We start from the raw sequence: 17,107 nt of genomic DNA on the forward strand, positions 1-17,107 counted from the left end.
GATGCTGTTTATCGATAACGAACAACATTATGATCCAATGATTAATTTGGCAATTGAAGAATATTGCTTAAAATATTTAGATCCAGAAGAAACATATTTGCTGTTTTACATCAATCAGCCGTCGATCATTATTGGAAAGAACCAAAATACAATAGAAGAAATCAACACAAAGTATGTGGAAGACAATGGAATCAAAGTCGTGCGCCGCTTATCCGGCGGTGGTGCAGTTTACCATGACAAAGGGAACTTAAACTTCAGCTTTATCACAAAAGATGATGGAGACAGCTTTCATAACTTTAAAAAGTTCACAGAGCCAGTTATCAAAGCGCTTGAAAAGCTAGGCGTTAAAGCTGAATTGAGCGGCAGAAATGACATCATGGCAGATGGACGTAAAATTTCTGGAAATGCCCAGTTCGCAACAAGAGGACGTATTTTCAGCCACGGCACACTGCTATTTGATTCAGAAATTGAACATGTCGTTTCGGCTTTAAATGTGAAAAAAGAAAAGATTGAATCAAAAGGCATCAAATCAATTAGAAGCAGGGTTGCCAATATTAGTGAACTGATGGATCAAAAAATGACAACAGAAGAGTTTAGAAAAATTCTTTTAAGCTACATTTTTGATACAAATGGGGACGTGCCTCAATATCGTCTGACTGAAAAGGATTGGGAAAAGATTCACGAGATTTCCCGAGATCGCTATCAAAAATGGGAATGGAACTATGGCCGTTCACCGAAATTTAATTTGCAGCATTCTAAGAGATTCCCTGCAGGCTCCATTGATTTGCGATTAGAAGTGAAAAAAGGGATGATCCAGGATTGCAAAATCTTTGGTGATTTCTTTGGCGTAGGAGATATTGCCGATATTGAGAAGCGGCTCATTGGCCAGCAATATGATCGTAAAACGATCAGTGACGTCTTAGAAGATATGGACATGCGTCACTATTTCGGCAACGTATCAAAAGAGGATTTTCTTGATTTGATTTATTAATCGCGGGAAAGCACTGCTAGGCATAGCAGTGCTTTTTTGATTGAAGGAAATGAAAGCGATTTACATTTGATCTTGTGGATTTTTTCGATTGTCGATTATAATAGAAAGGAGGAATGTTCGGCCATAAAATGAATGGCCATTCATTCATTGATGACATGTAAGGGGTGGGAGAATGGATTTGATCAAAAATCTTCAGCAGACGGCGATGACGAAGGGAGAAAATATCGCATTGATCTTTGAAGGAAAGAAGTGGACCTATCGAGAGCTGATGACAAGTATCGAGCGTTTTGCAGATGGATTAGTGAGCGAAGGGTTTCAAGCCGGGGATCATATCGCGCTTATTTTAGGAAATTCACCGCATTTCGTCATTTCTTTTTTTGGCGCATTAAAGGCAGGGCTTGTCGTTGTGCCTATTAACCCAACATACACACCTAGTGAAATTGGATATATGCTCATCACAGGTGATGTTAAAGGTATTGTTGCGCCTGAACAGCTTCTGCCAGTGTACGAACAGGTGTATGAGCAGCTTCCTTCCATTGAAAGAGTCATTATTTGTGCAGAAAATGAAGCGGCGTGCAGATCAAGCTTCAAGGAAGTATCTGATCGGCTTGTTTTCTTTGGAAAGCTTGTGACAGGTGCTGCGAATGAAAACGTACACCCTTCCATTCAGCCAGATGATACCGCTGTTATTTTATTTACATCTGGCACGACAGGAAAACCAAAAGGTGCCATGCTGACTCATTTCAACCTTTATTCAAATGCCAGAGATGTCGCTGAGTATTTATCGATTGATAAAAAGGACAAGGTCATTGCCGCTTTGCCAATGTTCCATGTATTTTGTTTAACAGTCTGTATGAATGCGCCGTTGATTCATGGTGCGACGATTTATGTCTTGCCGCATTTCAGCCCGTCAGAGCTTTTGCGCATGATGGAAAAAGAGAAGCCAACGCTATTTGTTGGTGTGCCCACCATGTATAACTATTTGTACCGACAGGAGGGGCATAATGAAGCGATGTCATCTGTGAGGATCTGTATATCAGGCGGTGCCTCAATGCCTGTTGCCTTACTGCATGGCTTTGAGAAAAAGTTCGGAGTTACGGTCCTTGAGGGCTATGGGTTATCAGAGGCATCTCCAGTGACTGCATTCAATCCTCTTGACGGAAAAAGAAAACCGGGTTCTGTCGGAACTGACATTATGAATGTGAAGAATAAAATTGTGAATGAACTTGGAGAAGAAGTCGGTCCTAATGAAGTCGGAGAGCTGATAGCAAAAGGGCCAAACATCATGAAAGGCTATTATCAAATGCCAGAAGATACGGAAGCTGCACTAAGAGACGGCTGGCTGTATACTGGCGATTTGGCGAGAAGAGATGAAGACGGATATATTTACATTGTCGATCGGAAAAAGGATATGATTCTTGTTGGCGGTTATAATGTTTATCCAAGAGAAGTAGAAGAAGTACTCTATCAACATGAAGGTGTAGCAGAAGCCGTTGTCATCGGTGTGCCAGACCCAAACACAGGAGAGGCAGTCGTCTGTTACATTTCCCCTAAGAAACATGCTCACATCAATCAAGAAGACATCATCACACATTGTTCACGCTATTTAGCAAAATATAAGCAGCCCCAAACGATCCATTTCATAGATGATATTCCTAAAAACACAACAGGTAAAATTTTAAGAAGAGCGCTAAGAGAAAAGTATCAAGCAGAAGAAAGTAAATAAAAAAAGGGAGTCTCTGATGAGGAGGCTCCCTTACAAATCCCCGCACTTCAAGGTTTTCTCTCAAAGACATTTTAGCTCTTTTGAATGGCTTCTTTTAACTGTCTCTGAAAAGAATTCGACTGTTTTTGATTCAGTTCATAAAACGTTCCATCAACTAAAAAAACGACCTGTGATCGGTTGGTCCAAAGCTGGAAGGTGGTGCCGTTTGTTCGTCCGAACATCACCTTGGCGATATAATCAGGCTTTTTTAAATTTTTCTTGAGATGATTGCTTGTTTGTTTGCCTTTATTTAATTCTTCAATTAAATCTTCTGCTGTGTCCTTATCATCTATTTCATAAGAGATTGATTCATTCGCAGGTGAGAGCAGCAATTTTTCTGCTCGATTCTCATCAAAGATTTCGCTCGTCCGGCTGAACACATAAAAGAAAGTGATTAATAAAAGTCCAAAAATCACAACTCCTGCAAGGATTTTCTTCATTTTGATCCTCCAACTTACTGTTTTACATGTAGCTTCTCCGATTTTTGAGCCGCATAATCATTTTTTTCGCGAAAGCTTTTTCAGATGGGGCATGCTATGATGGAGCCACATGAGACAGGTTCTAAACGAAAAAATGCGCGACTAGAATAGAGAGAGGGATGGAAAGGAGGCTGACCTGTGCGAGTACGTAAATGGATAGCTCTTGTAACGGTAGCATACATATTGTACGGTCTTTTTATTTATTCGTATTTGTTTCTAATGGGGGATTCATCGGTACCTGAAAGTATAAAAGAGACAAGTGCAGATCCGCATACTTTTATGACAAGCCATGAGCTTGTGATCAGTGAGAATTTCTCGAACATACGGAACCTGCTGTATTTCATAACCATCCCATTAGATTGGTATGTCTTTTTTCTTTTGCTCATTTCAGGGTTTTCACGGAAAATAGCAGACTGGAGCTTGGCAGCAGCCCGTTTCAAGTTTTTAAGCAAACTTGTGTATGTGTTTGTGCTGTCACTTTTAACAATGATCATTTCATTCCCAATTAAATGGATTGGCTATCAGCTGTCTTTACACTACGGAGTATCTTCACAAAGTACGGCAAGCTGGTTGAAAGATCAAACACTGGATTTTTGGATTCAATATCCGCTCCTTGCCCTTTGTGCTATTGTGTTCTTTTGGCTGATTCAAAAGAGAAGAAAGCGCTGGTGGCTGTATGCGTGGTGTTTGACAGTCCCAGTTACGCTGTTTCTCTTCTTTATACAGCCGGTCGTCATTGATCCGTTATATAACAATTTTTATCCACTAAAGGATCAAGCCCTAGAGAAGAAGATATTAACGCTGGCAGACAAAGCGCATATTCCGGCAGATCATGTATACGAGGTCAATATGTCTGAAAAAACGAATACGATGAACGCTTATGTCACAGGAATAGGTGAAAATAAGCGTATTGTTTTATGGGATACAACACTGCAAAAGCTGAAAGACCGCGAAATTTTATTTATCATGGCGCATGAAATGGGACATTACGTCATGAAACATGTCTATATTGGGTTAGCAGGATATTTAGTGCTGTCACTGGCCGGATTTTTTGTAATCGACCGTCTTTATTTTTATCTTTATCAAAAAGGAGCAGCCTCATTTCGACTCAAGGTGTCTAACGACATCGCCGCTCTTCCGCTTCTTTTAATCATCGTTTCCATGCTGTCATTTGCAGCTTCACCTTTTACAAATGCAGTGTCAAGGCATCAAGAACGGGCAGCCGACGAATATGCGGTGAACATGACAAAAGACGGGAATGCAGGCGTAACGTCTTTTCAAAAGCTTGCAAAATCAGGGCTCTCCCAGGTGAATCCACCATTTCTAGTGAAGATTTTCCGCTATGGACACCCGACCATGATGGAAAGAATTATGGATATGGAAAAAGCAGCGGAAAAAGAGAAAACGCCGAAAAAGCAGGAATAAATAAAATCCGGCTGGATCAGCCGGATTTTTATTATCACATTTGGATTAGTTAGAAGCCGCTTGAACGTTGATTAACCCTTTTCCGTAATAGAATGAGTCACCAAGCGGTGTTGCCGTGTTTTCTAAGCGCTGGCGAACCTGAGAAGTTGATAGATTCGGATACTTAGAAAGGATAAGCGCTGCTGCTCCTGCTACATGAGGAGACGCCATAGATGTTCCAGTATAAGAAGTGTATCCACTGCTTGGCACCGTACTTAAAATAGAAGTACCAGGTGCAGAAACATCTAATTCAGGACCTGCGCTAGAAGATGAGTTTCTGACATTGTTACTGTTTACATTGGCAACAGCAATTGTAGAATCGTATTTTGCTGGATAGCCAACGGTGCTAGTAGAGCCAAATGAACCTGAATTTCCTGCTGCGGCAACGACAACTACTCCGCGGTTATTCGCTGTGTCAACAGCATTTTTAAGCGCTGTGGAGCCGTTTGGTCCGCCTAAGCTCATATTGATGACATCCATGTTATTCGCTACAGCCCATTCAATACCGCTAATAATCCAGCTGTATTGTCCGTCGCCATTACGGTCTAATACTTTCACAGCATATAGGGAAGCGCTTGGAGCGACCCCAAGAACACCAATTGTGTTATCAAGGGCAGCAATGGTTCCTGCTACGTGAGTTCCATGTGATTGAAAGTCTTGGGTGGCATTTGGCTCTGAAGGGACGAAGCTCGCACCGCCTGCAACATTTAAGTCAGGGTGTGCAGCGTGGATTCCAGTATCAAGGACAGCTACTTTGACATTAGCACCTTTATAACCTTGAGCGTGTACAGCTGGAGCTTTGATTTGAGGGATTCCATAAGGGACGGTTTGTGCATATGCTTCTGCTTTATGGTCTTCTTCTACGTAAGCAATGCTAGGGTCATGTTCAAGTTTCTTGGCGGCTTGTTCGGACATTTTCACTTGTGCAGCATTAATGAGGCGGTATTGTTTTTCTAGTTTTCCACCATTTTGAATGACAGCTTGTTTCTTAGAGCTGTTTGTGGTGGCAGAGGCTTTAAAACCAACAATATAGCTTTTTTCACTATCTGTTTTGGAGACCGTTTCGGCATTTGCCATGGATCCTCCAAACCCTGCTGAAAACAGAAGAGGGACAGCCAATAAAACACTTGTCATCACATTTTTCTTTTTCACGCACATTCCACATCCCTTTTTTCTTATTTCAGAATAATCATCCGTAGTCTATAAGAATGAACCGTTTGATTATTCTGTATATTCAGTTTAAGGGAAGTAGGCAAATAAGAGTAGACCCGAATTTTTGTGAAAGTCCTAGCGAAAATTGGGGAATTAAGTCACTTGGAACTGGTGGTAAAATATGTTTATTCTATCATTTCAGCGATGTTCTATTAAAAAGGGAGTGTGCTTTTTTTCTCATGATCCATTTCCGGTTAAATATTCGATACCCGAAAAGCCATAAAATAGGTAGAATCGTCTAGCATCTATTTCGAATTTCGATATAAAAAAATATTATTTTATCATTGTTTTTGCCATAAAAAAGAACCTGCTAAGATAACAGGCTCTTTAAGAAGGGGCGGATTGAGTTAAATGGCTGACCACGTTGTAATCACGGACCTTCCATTTACCATCTGACCATTCCACATAATTTAAGCAAGCATTAACAAGTCTCGTGTTCTGTAGACCCATATGTTCATCTGCCAAAGTGGTGAGTAAAGCATGGATAGCAGCTCCGTGAGCCACGATCAGGACATGTTGATCTGGATAGGCGGCTCTGACTTTCTCAATACCTTCTAGCATTCGGTTTTGAATCGTCTCAATTGGTTCCATATTTGGATACTGTTTATCTGGAAACAGCTTCTGACGCTCCTCAAACGACATGCCTTCAGCGTCACCATAATCTCGTTCTATAAAATCATCCATGATGACAAGTGGAGCATGGACATGATTTAAAATCAAGTGTGCCGTTTCTTTTGCCCTTGTTAGTGGACTGGAAATGACAACATCCCAATGGACATCCTTTAAGTAAAGTCCAGTTTGTTCAGCCTGCCATTTACCTGTGTCGTTTAAAGGGATATCTGTTCGTCCTTGAATTCGTTTCGCTGCATTCCAATCTGTTTCCCCGTGTCTGACTAGGCAAATTGTTGTCAATCAAATCCCGCCTTTTCTATCTTTTCTTCTATTATACTAAAGCAGAAGAAAAAAGACTGTATTAGCGATTTGTCAGGCTTGTTAAGGATTCGACGGAGCTTGCGACTTGAGACACCGTTTGTTTGACTTCCTTCAATTCGTTAAGGAAAGTCTGAAGGTCAATTTCAATTTTTCCGTTTTGGTTTTTGCTTAAGTTCATGCTGCTGACGATATCATCGAAGAGTGAATTGATTTGTGTCATTTTTTCTTTACTGTCTGTCACAAGTAAATTCACGTCCGCAATGTGCTGAGAGACAATGGCGATTTGTGAATTGGTATTGTTGACAAGTTCAGATACAGTTGAAACCGTTTTCTTTGTGTCCTCTGATAATTTGCGCACCTCGTTTGCAACGACAGCAAAGCCTTTTCCATGTTCTCCTGCTCGTGCAGATTCGATTGAAGCATTTAAAGATAACAAGTTCGTCTGCTCTGCAATGCCTGTGACAATCCCAAAGATTTGTTCAATTTGTTTGGCGATTTCCTCAAGACGCTTAATTTCTGTTTCAATCTTCGTCATGCTGCCATCAATCTGATTCATTTGTGTTTGCTGAATTTCTAATTCTTTTTTACCGCCGATTGATTTTTCTTCGACCTGTGCTGAAATTTGGGTTCCAGCTTGTGACATGTCCGCCATCTCATCCGATTTTGAGACAAGCTTGTCGACCGCACTTGTTGTGTTTGAGAAGAGCGAAGCAAGCGAATTTGAAGTCTCTGTGATTTTTGTATGAAGCTCCTGCTGCTGCTCTTCTGCTTCATCACGAATTTTAGAATATTCATTTTGGAATGTATCTAAAACAAGCTGCTGCTCTAAATTTAAAATTTTCGTCGTCGCTTTGACCGCTGTCTGATATTCTTTGAAATCTTGGATATGGTTAGCGAATAAATCCATAATGGATAGCAGAAGGTCTTGGAATGCTGCCATGTACCATTTAGGCTGGAGTCCAATCCGTAAATGAACTTGCGCAATTTTAATGCGTTTTGCCACATAGGCTTCGTCAATCACGCCTGCAAACATTTCGCTAATATGAATGCGGAGTGTTTTTTTCAAACGATCGACAGAACTATTGTCTTGAATGATATGCATCAAGGAAGACTCGACTTCTAAATTTTTATAAAACTTATCAACAATATGTGCAATATCATCCTGAACAATTGGATTGAGCTGCTTTAATATCAATAGGTCATGCTGCGTCAGGTCAATCATTTTGATTTGTTTCGCGATGTCCGTATTGTTCGAGAAGTTGATTCGTTTTATCCCATCATCCTGCTGTGTGAAAAAAGCAGTGTTTTTTCTTTTCGGTTCTTTTTTAAATAACAATGTGTTTGTCCCCCCATAATCATCAAAAATATCAGACTTTATGTTTTTTATCGGATAATATTGGATTTTTTAAAGGGGGGACGAGTGAAATTTTACTGTTCTTTATATGACCTTTTTAGTGGTTTTTTAGCAGGGCCTTCTACTACTTCTCCAGTAATGGAAAAACGTGAACCGTGACACGGACAGTCCCAAGTGCGGTCACTATTATTCCAAGCCACTTCACAGCCTAGGTGAGTACATGTTGTATCGACTAGAAAGACATTCCCATCCTCTGATTTATAGGCGCCGCACTTTTTATGTTCATACGAGATAATGCCGCCCTCACCTGGTTTTAAATCATCGATTGTTTGATCAGTTTGTTTGAATTTACCACTGATCAGCTTGGCAGCGACATTGGCATTTTCTTTAACGAAATCTTTGACGAAAGAGTCAGTAACAGGTCTTGATGGCGTAAAGATTGATTCGTATGGATTCGATTTTCCTTCAATTAAATCACCGATAAGAGTGGCTGCGACGTGGCTTGTGGTCATGCCCCATTTTCTAAAGCCGGTTGCTACAAAGATATTCTGGTGGTGTTTGGTCAGGCGGCCAATGTAAGGGATTTGATCCATTGTGACCATATCGTGGGTTGACCAGCGATACAGCACTTCTTCTATTCCAAGGGTGGCGTCTCCAAACGTTTCTAGTCCTTCATAGTGAGCGGATTCATCTCCGCCTTGTCCTGTTTTATGGCCTTCTCCTCCGATGAGGACTACTTCTTCTCCGTCCCATTCTGCCGTTCTTAAAGAGTGAGCAGGCTGGTCAATTCCTAGGTACATTCCGTCTGGGAGTGGTTTGGTTGTTCTAGCTGCTACGACATAGGATTGCTCTGGATGAATACGGGTGAAATAAAGTCCTTTTCCATCATAAAAAGGAAAGTGTGAGCATGAAATGACATAGCGCCCTGTCAGATGATATCCGCTTTTTGTGACGACAGCAGGGCGGTTCCCTTCTTTTACATCAACAGCGGTTGTTTGTTCAAAGAAACGTACACCTCGCTCTAGGAGCTTGTCGATTAGCGCATTGAGATAATGAAGGGGATGAAACTGTGCCTGATTGGTCATCGCAAGTGCTGCTTTGATGTCACCGTCAAAAGGAAGCTTTGTTTTCCATTCCCGGTCAATACCAAGCTGTTTGTAGGCATCTAATTCCTTCTTTAACTTTTTTGCACCGCTTTCTTCCTTTGTATAAAGGTAAGCATCTTTTATCTCTAGCTGACAATCGATGTCGTGCTCTTTGATACGAGCTTGAATGAGGTCTTTTGCTTTCTCATTTGCTTCTACATACAAACGTGCTTTTGGCATCCCAATTTGTTGAATCAGCTCATAATAGTACACATCATGCTGTGAGGTGATTTTAGCCGTTGTGTGTCCGGTCGTGCCTTGCAGCAATTGTTCGGCATCAATGATGATCACATCTAGTCCTCGCTCTGTCATTTCAAACGCCGCAGCGATACCGGTAATACCGCCGCCGACAATGATCACATCTGCTGTGAGATCTTCACTGACAGCAGGAAAAGAATGCTTCTGACTATCCGCCAGCCATAACGATTTTGCCTGTTCCATTCCTTTATGTTCTTGTTCCATGTTGTCGCCTCCAATGATTTGTTGTGTATAATTTTTCCACAATGCTGAAAATCATACATCTGAAAGGAAACAGGGGCGTCATACATAAAAAAGCAGCCAGCACATAAAAATAAACAAGATAAAAGGAAGGAGTGGACTAACGTGTCAACAAAGCAGCCGAAGAAAACATTACCGCCTCAGCACCAAAATGAACGTCCGGGTCTTGAATATAAAATGAACCCTAGACCTGTCTTTGATCGTGAGGTGCAGAATAAAAAGTTAGCAGGAAAAACAGCCATTGTGACAGGTGGAGACAGCGGGATTGGAAGAGCAGTCTCTGTTTTATTTGCGAAGGAAGGTGCCAATGTCGCCATTGTTTACTTAAGTGAACATCGTGATGCCGAGGAGACGAAGGACTATATTGAGAAAGCGGGAGGCCGTGTCATCTTAATTGCAGGTGATTTAGGGGATGAGGCTTTTTCTAATGAGGTCGTCAAAAAAACAAAAGATGCCTTCGGTTCCATTGATATTTTGGTGAATAACGCCGGGGAACAGCATCCACAAAAAAGCATTGAGCAAATTACCTCGCATCAGCTTCTTCGGACGTTTCAAACGAATATTTTTGCCATGTTTTATTTAACAAAGGCTGTTCTTCCTCATTTAAAAAAAGGAAGCAGTATCATTAATACAGCCTCTGTCACCGCCTATAAAGGGCATGAAACATTGATCGATTATTCATCCACAAAAGGGGCGGTCGTCACCTTTACGAGATCATTATCTTTATCGCTCATTAAACAAGGGATTAGAGTGAATGGAGTAGCTCCCGGTCCTATTTGGACACCGCTGATTCCCTCAACCTTTACGGAAAAAGAAGTCTCTGAATTTGGCGGAGATGTCCCAATGGAACGTCCTGGTGAGCCAGTAGAGCTTGCGCCAAGTTATTTATTTTTAGCGAGCGAAGACTCATCTTATATGAATGGACAAATGCTGCATGTGAATGGCGGGACCATTTTAAATGGATAAACAAAAAACTTGCGGTAAAGAGACGAGTTACTGTCTCTCTGCCGCAAGTAAAATCATCATGATTGATGTAAGCAGTGTTCTGCATATTGAGCTGACAAGTCATTGAATCGCTTTTCATCACGCTGATCCAGTGCCTTATCAATCTCTTCTCTTAGGAAGGTTAAGCGCTGTTTATAAAGCGCCTCATCTAAAACCATTTGAATATAGATGTCTAAAATGGTGACGCCGTTTTCTTCGGTTTTTTGGGTGTTGCGGGACTTCATGAGCTCAGCATACGTTTTTTTCTCTTTCATAAAGAATCCCCCCGATGCCTTTTTTATAGTATATGGATTGGCGGAGAAAAAATCAACAAGAATTTATAATTTTTAGACAATTTATTTTTGAGCAGAATCGACACCTCTTGTCCAATCGACAGGATGTGATATATCTTTAAAAATGGCTTTTCGATAGATCGAATGGACTAAAAAATATGATAAAAAGATGATTTTTAATAAATTTTGAAAAAATCCTGTCGTTTCTTATATGTTGGTGATAGATTAATAGTATCTCAAATAACCAAATATTAACACAGGAGGAAATGAAGTGTCAGGAATTAGTGAAACACCTTTAGATTCATACGTCATTAATCAAACAACAATGGCGGTCCTTCCAGTTGAAGAAGGAAAAAGAGTATATTCAAAAGTTATAGAAAGAGAGACAAGCTTTTACGTTGAATTAAAGCCCCTGCAAATTATTGAACGCAGCTGCAGATTCTTCGGCTCAAGCTATGCAGGCAGAAAGGCGGGAACATACGAAGTAACAGGAATTTCTCACAAACCCCCAATTGTGATTGACTCATCCAATCATCTGTATTTTTTCCCAACCTATTCATCCAACCGTCCTCAGTGCGGCTGGATCTCCCACAAATACATTCATACCTTCCAAGAATCATCCCTCGGAGACACGGTGGTCACCTTTACAAACGAGCAAACCGTCAAACTTGATGTCTCATATAAATCATTTGAGAGTCAGGTGCACCGGACAGCATATCTCCGAACGAAATTTCAAGATCGTCTCGATGGAGGTCTTCCGAAGAAACAAGAATTTATGCTGTATCCAAAAGAACAGCAGCTCAATCTCGTATACGATTTTATATTAAGGGAGCTTCGAAACAAATATTAGTCAAAAGCCAGCGGCAGAGCAGCCGCTGGACCTCTTATCCAGCATGAATGAAATGCAAAAAGGCGCCGCTACATCATAAAGAAGAATTCATTGAAACCAAATACGTATGTCTCGTCGTCTATTGGTTGTTTGGGAAATGACAGGGAAATGTGAATCCTTAGACATATTTTCATTCATTTATCCATAAAGCACAGAAGAGACACGAGCTTGTCTGTTACAATAAAAGAAATCTTATGTGGTAAAGGATGCTTATATTTGACCGATATGAACGAATGGGATGAAGAAATGGAGGCTCTGTATGAAAAAACAATCACATTTGGTGCTGCTATTTATCCTAACTTTGACATTACTAGCAGCCTGTCAGCAAGCAGGTCAGCCGCCTTCAAAGCAAGACACAAAAGAAGCTGCTTATGAACAATGGGTGCAGTCTTATATGGATGAGTTAAATAAAGCATATGAAAATATGACCGGTCAGTTTATCTCAGATGGACATGGAAAGATCCAAACAAATAAAAAATTGACAGAAGCGACGAAAGCATTTGATCGTGTGATTCAAAAAGGGCTTGATCATCAAGAAGTTCCAGCTGCTTATCAAAAGGCCGATCAACAATTAAAGACAGGCCTTGCTTCATTTGAAAAAGGGATCAGTAAGGTGGAAAAGCTCTTGAAGCATCCCGATCAAGAAAAGCTGTTTATTTCCGCTACCCATCATTTTCAGGATGGCTTGCAGCAGACAGCCGCATTTATGGAAGAAGTGGGTCAGATTCAGCAATCATCCTAAAAAAGCTTGGAAGTAAACCTTCCAGGCTTTTTTAGATGTGAAGTATTTTCTTTAAACGGCGTACGCCCTCTTGAATCATGCTTTCGTCCGTACAGGCGAATTCTAGCAGTAATCCCTTTCGAAACAATAAGGACTTAATGGATAAATGCCAACGCCAGCTTCTTTTGCTGCCTTCCTCATTTTGTTGATCTCAGGTGTCGGGCAGAAACAAAAGTAAGATGTCCATCTTTCTCTTTCTCCTCCAATTCGTTTAAAATATAGAGAGGAGAGGGGAAGATGAACATGAAAAAAGTGCAGCTTGACGGTGCAGCGTGCAGGTCGCAAGAAGAGCTTCATGACCAGCTGAAAACAGTTTTACACCTTCCTGACTATTACGGAAAAAATCTTGATGCCCTTTGGGACTGTTTGACAGGAGAGGTGACTCTTCCAGTAGAGCTGACATGGGTGAATTTTCAAACGAGCAAAGACGCTCTTGGTGATTATGCTGAGAGCTTGCGTCAGTTATTTCAAGAAGCAGAAGAGGAATTGAAGGGACAATTTCAATTGAATATTCAATCATGATGAAAAAAGCAGCCGCTGCCGCAGGCTGTTTTTTTGAGTGTGCGTCTTTTTCATACCGCTATTGAATATTTCACTAGATGTGATAATATATGAACTGTCGCTTAATTGATAATGATAATCATTTGTGGCGGATAGAGCTTGATAGAAAGTGAGAAACCTGTATGAAATTGTATCAATTAAGTTTGTTATTTGTATGTTTGGCATGTATATCTCTGTTTGTCGGTGTACAGGATCTGTCCATTTTACAGCTGTTTCATTTAACAGATGAACAAGTGCACACGTTAGTTTCAAGCCGCCTCCCGCGTCTCGTGAGTATTGTGCTTGCTGGTATGAGCCTTAGTTTATGCGGCTTTATTATGCAAAGCATGACGAGGAATAAATTTGTTTCACCAACCACTGCAGGAACGATGGATTGGGCGAAGCTTGGTATTTTAGTAGCAATGCTTGTTTTTACACAAGCGAATCCGCTTATGAAAATGGGGATTGCGTTTCTATTTACTTTAGCTGGGAATCTTCTTTTCTTAAAAATCCTGCGGCATATTAAGGTGAACGATACGATTTATGTACCATTAGTCGGCTTAATGTTTGGGGGGATTGTCAGTTCAATATCTACGTTTATAGCCTATAAATATGATTTGATCCAAAACGTATCCACATGGCTTCAAGGAGATTTTTCTCTTATTGTCCAAGGGCGTTATGAACTGCTCTATGTGAGCGTTCCACTATTGATCATTGCGTATTTATATGCTGACCGCTTTACAGTGGCAGGCATGGGCGAGAGCTTTGCCGTTAACTTAGGTTTAACGTATAAACGTGTGATGGCGGTTGGGTTGGTGATCGTTTCAATGATTACGTCTGTCACCATTTTAACTGTCGGAATGCTGCCATTCCTTGGATTAATCATTCCGAATATTGTATCGATCTACCGCGGCGATCACTTGAAAAAAAGCCTCCCGCATACAGCTTTACTAGGAGCTATTTTTGTTCTGATTTGTGATGTGCTCGGAAGGGTGATCATTTATCCATATGAAATATCAGTTGGACTCATGGTAGGCATCATCGGAAGTGCGATCTTCCTGTACATGTTATTAAGGAGGAAACGCTATGCATAAGAAACGTATATTATGCCTGATTGCAGCCATTGCAGCCGTGTTGATCGTAATTTTTATTACCTTTCAAATGGGGTACTGGCCGTACACAGTCCCAAGTCGTTTAAAGAAAGTGCTTGCGATGACATTAACGGGAGGCGCGATTGCCTTTTCATCTGTTGTTTTCCAAACTTTGACCAACAATCGAATCTTAACGCCGAGCATATTGGGTTTAGACGCACTGTACTTGTTTTTGCAAACAGCGATTATTTATGTGTTTGGGTCGACTCATTTAATGATCGTCAATAAGAATTTTAATTTTTTCCTTTGCGTTGGGCTGATGATTCTATTTTCTGTGCTGCTGTATACAGTCATGTTCAAACGCAAAAATAAACATATTTTCTTGCTTCTGCTTGTTGGAATTGTGTTTGGGACATTGTTCAAAAGTCTTTCTTCGTTTATGGAAATGCTGATCGATCCGAATGAATATCAAGTCGTACAGGATAAATCCTTTGCAAGCTTTAATCACATGAACACGGACATCTTACTGATTGCTTCTGTTTTATTTGCGGCGCTGTGTGTTTACATTTGGACATTCCGCTCCAAATTAGATGTCATGTCTCTTGGGAAGGAGCATGCGGTGAATCTAGGCATTGACTACGACAGTGTCACAAAAAAGATGCTGATCGTAATAGCTGTCCTTGTGTCTATCGCAACGGCACTTGTCGGACCGATTACGTTCCTCGGCTTACTCGTCGTAAACGTCGCACGAGAGCTTTTTCGGACATACCGGCATACATACTTGCTATTAGGCTCTTTTTTTATTAGTGTGATTGCCCTTGTAGGCGGGGAATTTCTTGTAGAAAAGGTATTTACTTTTCAAACGCCGCTTAGTGTGTTGATTGATTTAGTCGGCGGACTGTATTTTATTTATTTACTGTTAAAGGAGAGTCGTTCATGGTCTTGATGAAGGGCGTCAGTAAGACGTATAACGGAAAAACAGTGCTTCACGACACAACAATCAGTGTGAAAAAGGGACAACTGACCTCTCTCATTGGTCCGAATGGTGCGGGGAAAAGCACGCTTTTATCCATTATGAGCCGGCTGATTCAGCCAGACTCAGGTGCAGCTTATTTAGAAGACAAGCCCTATAGCGCATACCCTCCGCAGGAACTTGCGAAGAAGATGAGTATTTTAAAGCAGGCCAATCATATGAATGTGCGGCTGACCGTTCGGGAGCTTGTCAGTTTTGGCCGTTTCCCTTACTCACAGGGCCGTCTGACTAAAGAGGATGAGAAGATGATCGATGTGTCCCTCCAATACATGAAGCTTGCTGATATCCAGCATCAATATGTAAATGAACTGAGCGGTGGACAAAGACAAAGAGCCTTTATTGCAATGGTGCTGGCGCAGGATACAGATTATATTTTCTTAGATGAGCCTTTAAACAATTTGGATATGAATCATTCTGTCGAGATGATGAAGCTCTTTCAGCAGCTCGTCAAAGATCTTGGGAAAACAATTGTTGTGGTTCTTCATGATATTAACTTTGCTTCTGTGTATTCCGATCATATCGTCGCCTTAAAAGATGGACAGGTTATTAAAGAAGGTGGAGTGGACGAAGTGATTCAAACAGATGCACTTGAACAAATTTATGACATGCGCATACCGATTGAAGTTATTCGCGGTGAGCGTATTTGCTTATATTTTTCTTAAAAAATAAAGAGGTGATCACGTATGAAAAAATGGATATGGATGATGACTGTATTAACAGCGATCGTGGTACTCGCTGCCTGCGGAAATCAAGGAAAAACAGAAGGAATTAAAGAAGAAACTGTGACGGTAAAAGACATGCTGAATAAGGATGGTGTAAAGATCAAGAAAAACCCGAAAAAAGTGGTCGTGTTTGATATGGGAAGCCTTGATACGCTAGACAAACTAGGTGTGAATGTAACAGCTTTACCGAAACAAGTGGTACCTAAATATTTGTCTAAATATGAAGGAGACAAATATGAAAATGTCGGCGGATTAAAAGAGCCGAACTTTGAAAAAATTGCAGAAATCAAGCCGGATTTAATCATTATCCAGCACCGTCAAGCAGATGCATTCGATGAATTTTCTGAAATTGCCCCTACGATTTATATGGATGTAGACAATGCCAATTATATGGAATCATTTAAAAAGAATGCCGCAACTTTAGGCAAGATTTTTGATAAAGAAGACAAAGTCAAAGAAGAACTTGCTGCCATTGATCAAAAAGTGGATGCTTTAAAGAAAGAAGCAAAAGAGTTAAAGAAAAATGGACTGGTAATCATGGCGAACGACAGCAAAATGACAGCCTTTGGTCCTAAGTCAAGATACGGTCTTATCCACGATGTGTTTGGTATCACACCGGCAGATCAAAAGCTTGAGCCATCTGATAAACACGGACAAAGCATTTCGTATGAATACATGGTCAAAACGAACCCAGATTATCTATTTGTCGTTGACCGAGGCGCAGCGATCGGAGAAGAAACGTCTGCGAAACAGCTTGTTGAAAATGATTATGTGAAATCAGTGAAAGCAGTCAAAAACAACCATGTGGTGTATTTGAACTCTGACATGTGGTATTTATCTGGCGGCGGCCTTGAATCATTCACTGCCATGATTGATGAAATAAAACAAGGAATTAGCCAAAAATAATGGACGAAAGCTGCTCATCTTGAGCGG

At 40.8% G+C, this 17,107-nt stretch carries 17 protein-coding genes and 1 pseudogene; 11 read left to right on the forward strand and 7 right to left on the reverse strand.

The genetic code is table 11. The features are described from left to right. The first annotated feature begins 1 nt into the window (after position 1). Positions 2 to 991, forward strand: a complete 990-nt coding sequence (locus AAYR28_RS04970) for a lipoate--protein ligase (protein WP_024425472.1) — start codon at positions 2 to 4, stop codon at positions 989 to 991. Between the two features lie 172 nt (positions 992 to 1,163). Further along, positions 1,164 to 2,717, forward strand: a complete 1,554-nt coding sequence (locus tag AAYR28_RS04975) for a fatty acid--CoA ligase family protein (RefSeq protein WP_034282189.1) — start codon at positions 1,164 to 1,166, stop codon at positions 2,715 to 2,717. A 71-nt stretch (positions 2,718 to 2,788) separates the two neighbouring features. Here AAYR28_RS04975 and AAYR28_RS04980 read toward each other — a convergent pair whose 3' ends face one another. Next, positions 2,789 to 3,196 (reverse strand): hypothetical protein, encoded by a 408-nt coding sequence (locus AAYR28_RS04980; protein ID WP_034282188.1) that lies wholly within the window; start codon positions 3,194 to 3,196, stop codon positions 2,789 to 2,791. Positions 3,197 to 3,373: 177 nt separating this feature from the next. Between AAYR28_RS04980 and AAYR28_RS04985 the strand changes: the two genes are divergently transcribed. Next, a complete protein-coding gene (locus AAYR28_RS04985; RefSeq protein WP_034282187.1) occupies positions 3,374 to 4,660 on the forward strand; it encodes a M48 family metallopeptidase in 1,287 nt (428 codons plus the stop codon). A gap of 45 nt (positions 4,661 to 4,705) precedes the next feature. Here AAYR28_RS04985 and AAYR28_RS04990 read toward each other — a convergent pair whose 3' ends face one another. The 5 genes and pseudogenes from AAYR28_RS04990 to AAYR28_RS05005 all read right to left on the reverse strand — a co-directional run bounded on the left by AAYR28_RS04990 (position 4,706) and on the right by AAYR28_RS05005 (position 9,805). Then, complete coding sequence (locus tag AAYR28_RS04990) at positions 4,706 to 5,851, reverse strand: serine alkaline protease SapB (protein WP_034282323.1); 1,146 nt, start codon at positions 5,849 to 5,851, stop codon at positions 4,706 to 4,708. A gap of 387 nt (positions 5,852 to 6,238) precedes the next feature. Beyond that, entirely contained in the window at positions 6,239 to 6,823 is a 585-nt protein-coding gene (locus tag AAYR28_RS04995; protein ID WP_024426547.1) for a histidine phosphatase family protein, read from the reverse strand. A gap of 61 nt (positions 6,824 to 6,884) precedes the next feature. Further along, positions 6,885 to 7,496 carry a methyl-accepting chemotaxis protein gene (locus tag AAYR28_RS19025; protein WP_404841197.1) on the reverse strand — a complete coding sequence of 204 codons (612 nt, stop codon included), beginning with the start codon at positions 7,494 to 7,496 and terminating at the stop codon, positions 6,885 to 6,887. Between the two features lie 144 nt (positions 7,497 to 7,640). Then, a pseudogene (locus AAYR28_RS19030) lies at positions 7,641 to 8,180 on the reverse strand (protoglobin family protein); the annotation flags it as partial. 92 nt (positions 8,181 to 8,272) lie between these two features. Then, positions 8,273 to 9,805, reverse strand: coding sequence for an FAD-dependent oxidoreductase (locus AAYR28_RS05005; RefSeq protein ID WP_345808943.1), 1,533 nt, complete (start codon positions 9,803 to 9,805; stop codon positions 8,273 to 8,275). A gap of 141 nt (positions 9,806 to 9,946) precedes the next feature. On the opposite strand from AAYR28_RS05005, the gene AAYR28_RS05010 reads away from it, so the two are divergent. After that, entirely contained in the window at positions 9,947 to 10,807 is an 861-nt protein-coding gene (locus AAYR28_RS05010; protein ID WP_034282185.1) for an SDR family oxidoreductase, read from the forward strand. 56 nt (positions 10,808 to 10,863) lie between these two features. Here AAYR28_RS05010 and AAYR28_RS05015 read toward each other — a convergent pair whose 3' ends face one another. Then, positions 10,864 to 11,100, reverse strand: a complete 237-nt coding sequence (locus AAYR28_RS05015; RefSeq protein WP_008348804.1) for an IDEAL domain-containing protein — start codon at positions 11,098 to 11,100, stop codon at positions 10,864 to 10,866. 289 nt (positions 11,101 to 11,389) lie between these two features. On the opposite strand from AAYR28_RS05015, the gene AAYR28_RS05020 reads away from it, so the two are divergent. The 7 genes from AAYR28_RS05020 (at position 11,390) to AAYR28_RS05050 (ending at position 17,080) form a co-directional block, all read left to right on the forward strand. After that, entirely contained in the window at positions 11,390 to 11,968 is a 579-nt protein-coding gene (locus AAYR28_RS05020) for a competence protein ComK (RefSeq protein WP_034282183.1), read from the forward strand. Between the two features lie 298 nt (positions 11,969 to 12,266). Further along, positions 12,267 to 12,749 (forward strand): hypothetical protein, encoded by a 483-nt coding sequence (locus AAYR28_RS05025; protein WP_034282182.1) that lies wholly within the window; start codon positions 12,267 to 12,269, stop codon positions 12,747 to 12,749. A gap of 282 nt (positions 12,750 to 13,031) precedes the next feature. Continuing rightward, positions 13,032 to 13,310 (forward strand): barstar family protein, encoded by a 279-nt coding sequence (locus AAYR28_RS05030; protein WP_024426542.1) that lies wholly within the window; start codon positions 13,032 to 13,034, stop codon positions 13,308 to 13,310. A 161-nt stretch (positions 13,311 to 13,471) separates the two neighbouring features. Beyond that, positions 13,472 to 14,422: an ABC transporter permease gene (locus tag AAYR28_RS05035; protein WP_120207356.1), complete on the forward strand. Its 951-nt coding sequence runs from the start codon at positions 13,472 to 13,474 to the stop codon at positions 14,420 to 14,422. Then, on the forward strand, positions 14,415 to 15,365 hold the full coding sequence (locus tag AAYR28_RS05040) for an iron chelate uptake ABC transporter family permease subunit (RefSeq protein WP_024425487.1): 951 nt from the start codon (positions 14,415 to 14,417) through the stop codon (positions 15,363 to 15,365). The genes AAYR28_RS05035 and AAYR28_RS05040 overlap by 8 nt, the downstream gene beginning before the upstream one ends. Beyond that, a complete protein-coding gene (locus tag AAYR28_RS05045) occupies positions 15,356 to 16,114 on the forward strand; it encodes an ABC transporter ATP-binding protein (RefSeq protein WP_056766095.1) in 759 nt (252 codons plus the stop codon). Before AAYR28_RS05040 ends, AAYR28_RS05045 begins: the two co-directional genes overlap by 10 nt. A gap of 21 nt (positions 16,115 to 16,135) precedes the next feature. Next, the gene (locus AAYR28_RS05050) at positions 16,136 to 17,080 is read left to right on the forward strand and encodes a siderophore ABC transporter substrate-binding protein (protein ID WP_120207354.1); all 945 of its coding nucleotides are present in this window, start codon (positions 16,136 to 16,138) and stop codon (positions 17,078 to 17,080) included. The last annotated feature ends 27 nt before the right edge of the window (positions 17,081 to 17,107 follow it).

Source organism: Bacillus safensis, from assembly GCF_039619585.1.
GTDB lineage: Bacteria > Bacillota > Bacilli > Bacillales > Bacillaceae > Bacillus > Bacillus safensis.

Excerpts from the sequence above, each read along its gene's own strand:
- AAYR28_RS04970 (WP_024425472.1), top strand. The coding sequence starts at position 2 with ATGCTGTTTATCGATAACGAACAACATTATGATCCAATGATTAATTTG.
- AAYR28_RS04975 (WP_034282189.1), top strand. The coding sequence starts at position 1,164 with ATGGATTTGATCAAAAATCTTCAGCAGACGGCGATGACGAAGGGAGAA.
- AAYR28_RS04980 (WP_034282188.1), bottom strand. The coding sequence starts at position 3,196 with ATGAAGAAAATCCTTGCAGGAGTTGTGATTTTTGGACTTTTATTAATC.
- AAYR28_RS19025 (WP_404841197.1), bottom strand. The coding sequence starts at position 7,496 with ATGGCGGACATGTCACAAGCTGGAACCCAAATTTCAGCACAGGTCGAA.
- AAYR28_RS05005 (WP_345808943.1), bottom strand. The coding sequence starts at position 9,805 with ATGGAACAAGAACATAAAGGAATGGAACAGGCAAAATCGTTATGGCTG.
- AAYR28_RS05015 (WP_008348804.1), bottom strand. The coding sequence starts at position 11,100 with ATGAAAGAGAAAAAAACGTATGCTGAGCTCATGAAGTCCCGCAACACC.
- AAYR28_RS05025 (WP_034282182.1), top strand. The coding sequence starts at position 12,267 with ATGAAAAAACAATCACATTTGGTGCTGCTATTTATCCTAACTTTGACA.
- AAYR28_RS05030 (WP_024426542.1), top strand. The coding sequence starts at position 13,032 with ATGAAAAAAGTGCAGCTTGACGGTGCAGCGTGCAGGTCGCAAGAAGAG.
- AAYR28_RS05035 (WP_120207356.1), top strand. The coding sequence starts at position 13,472 with ATGAAATTGTATCAATTAAGTTTGTTATTTGTATGTTTGGCATGTATA.
- AAYR28_RS05040 (WP_024425487.1), top strand. The coding sequence starts at position 14,415 with ATGCATAAGAAACGTATATTATGCCTGATTGCAGCCATTGCAGCCGTG.
- AAYR28_RS05045 (WP_056766095.1), top strand. The coding sequence starts at position 15,356 with ATGGTCTTGATGAAGGGCGTCAGTAAGACGTATAACGGAAAAACAGTG.
- AAYR28_RS05050 (WP_120207354.1), top strand. The coding sequence starts at position 16,136 with ATGAAAAAATGGATATGGATGATGACTGTATTAACAGCGATCGTGGTA.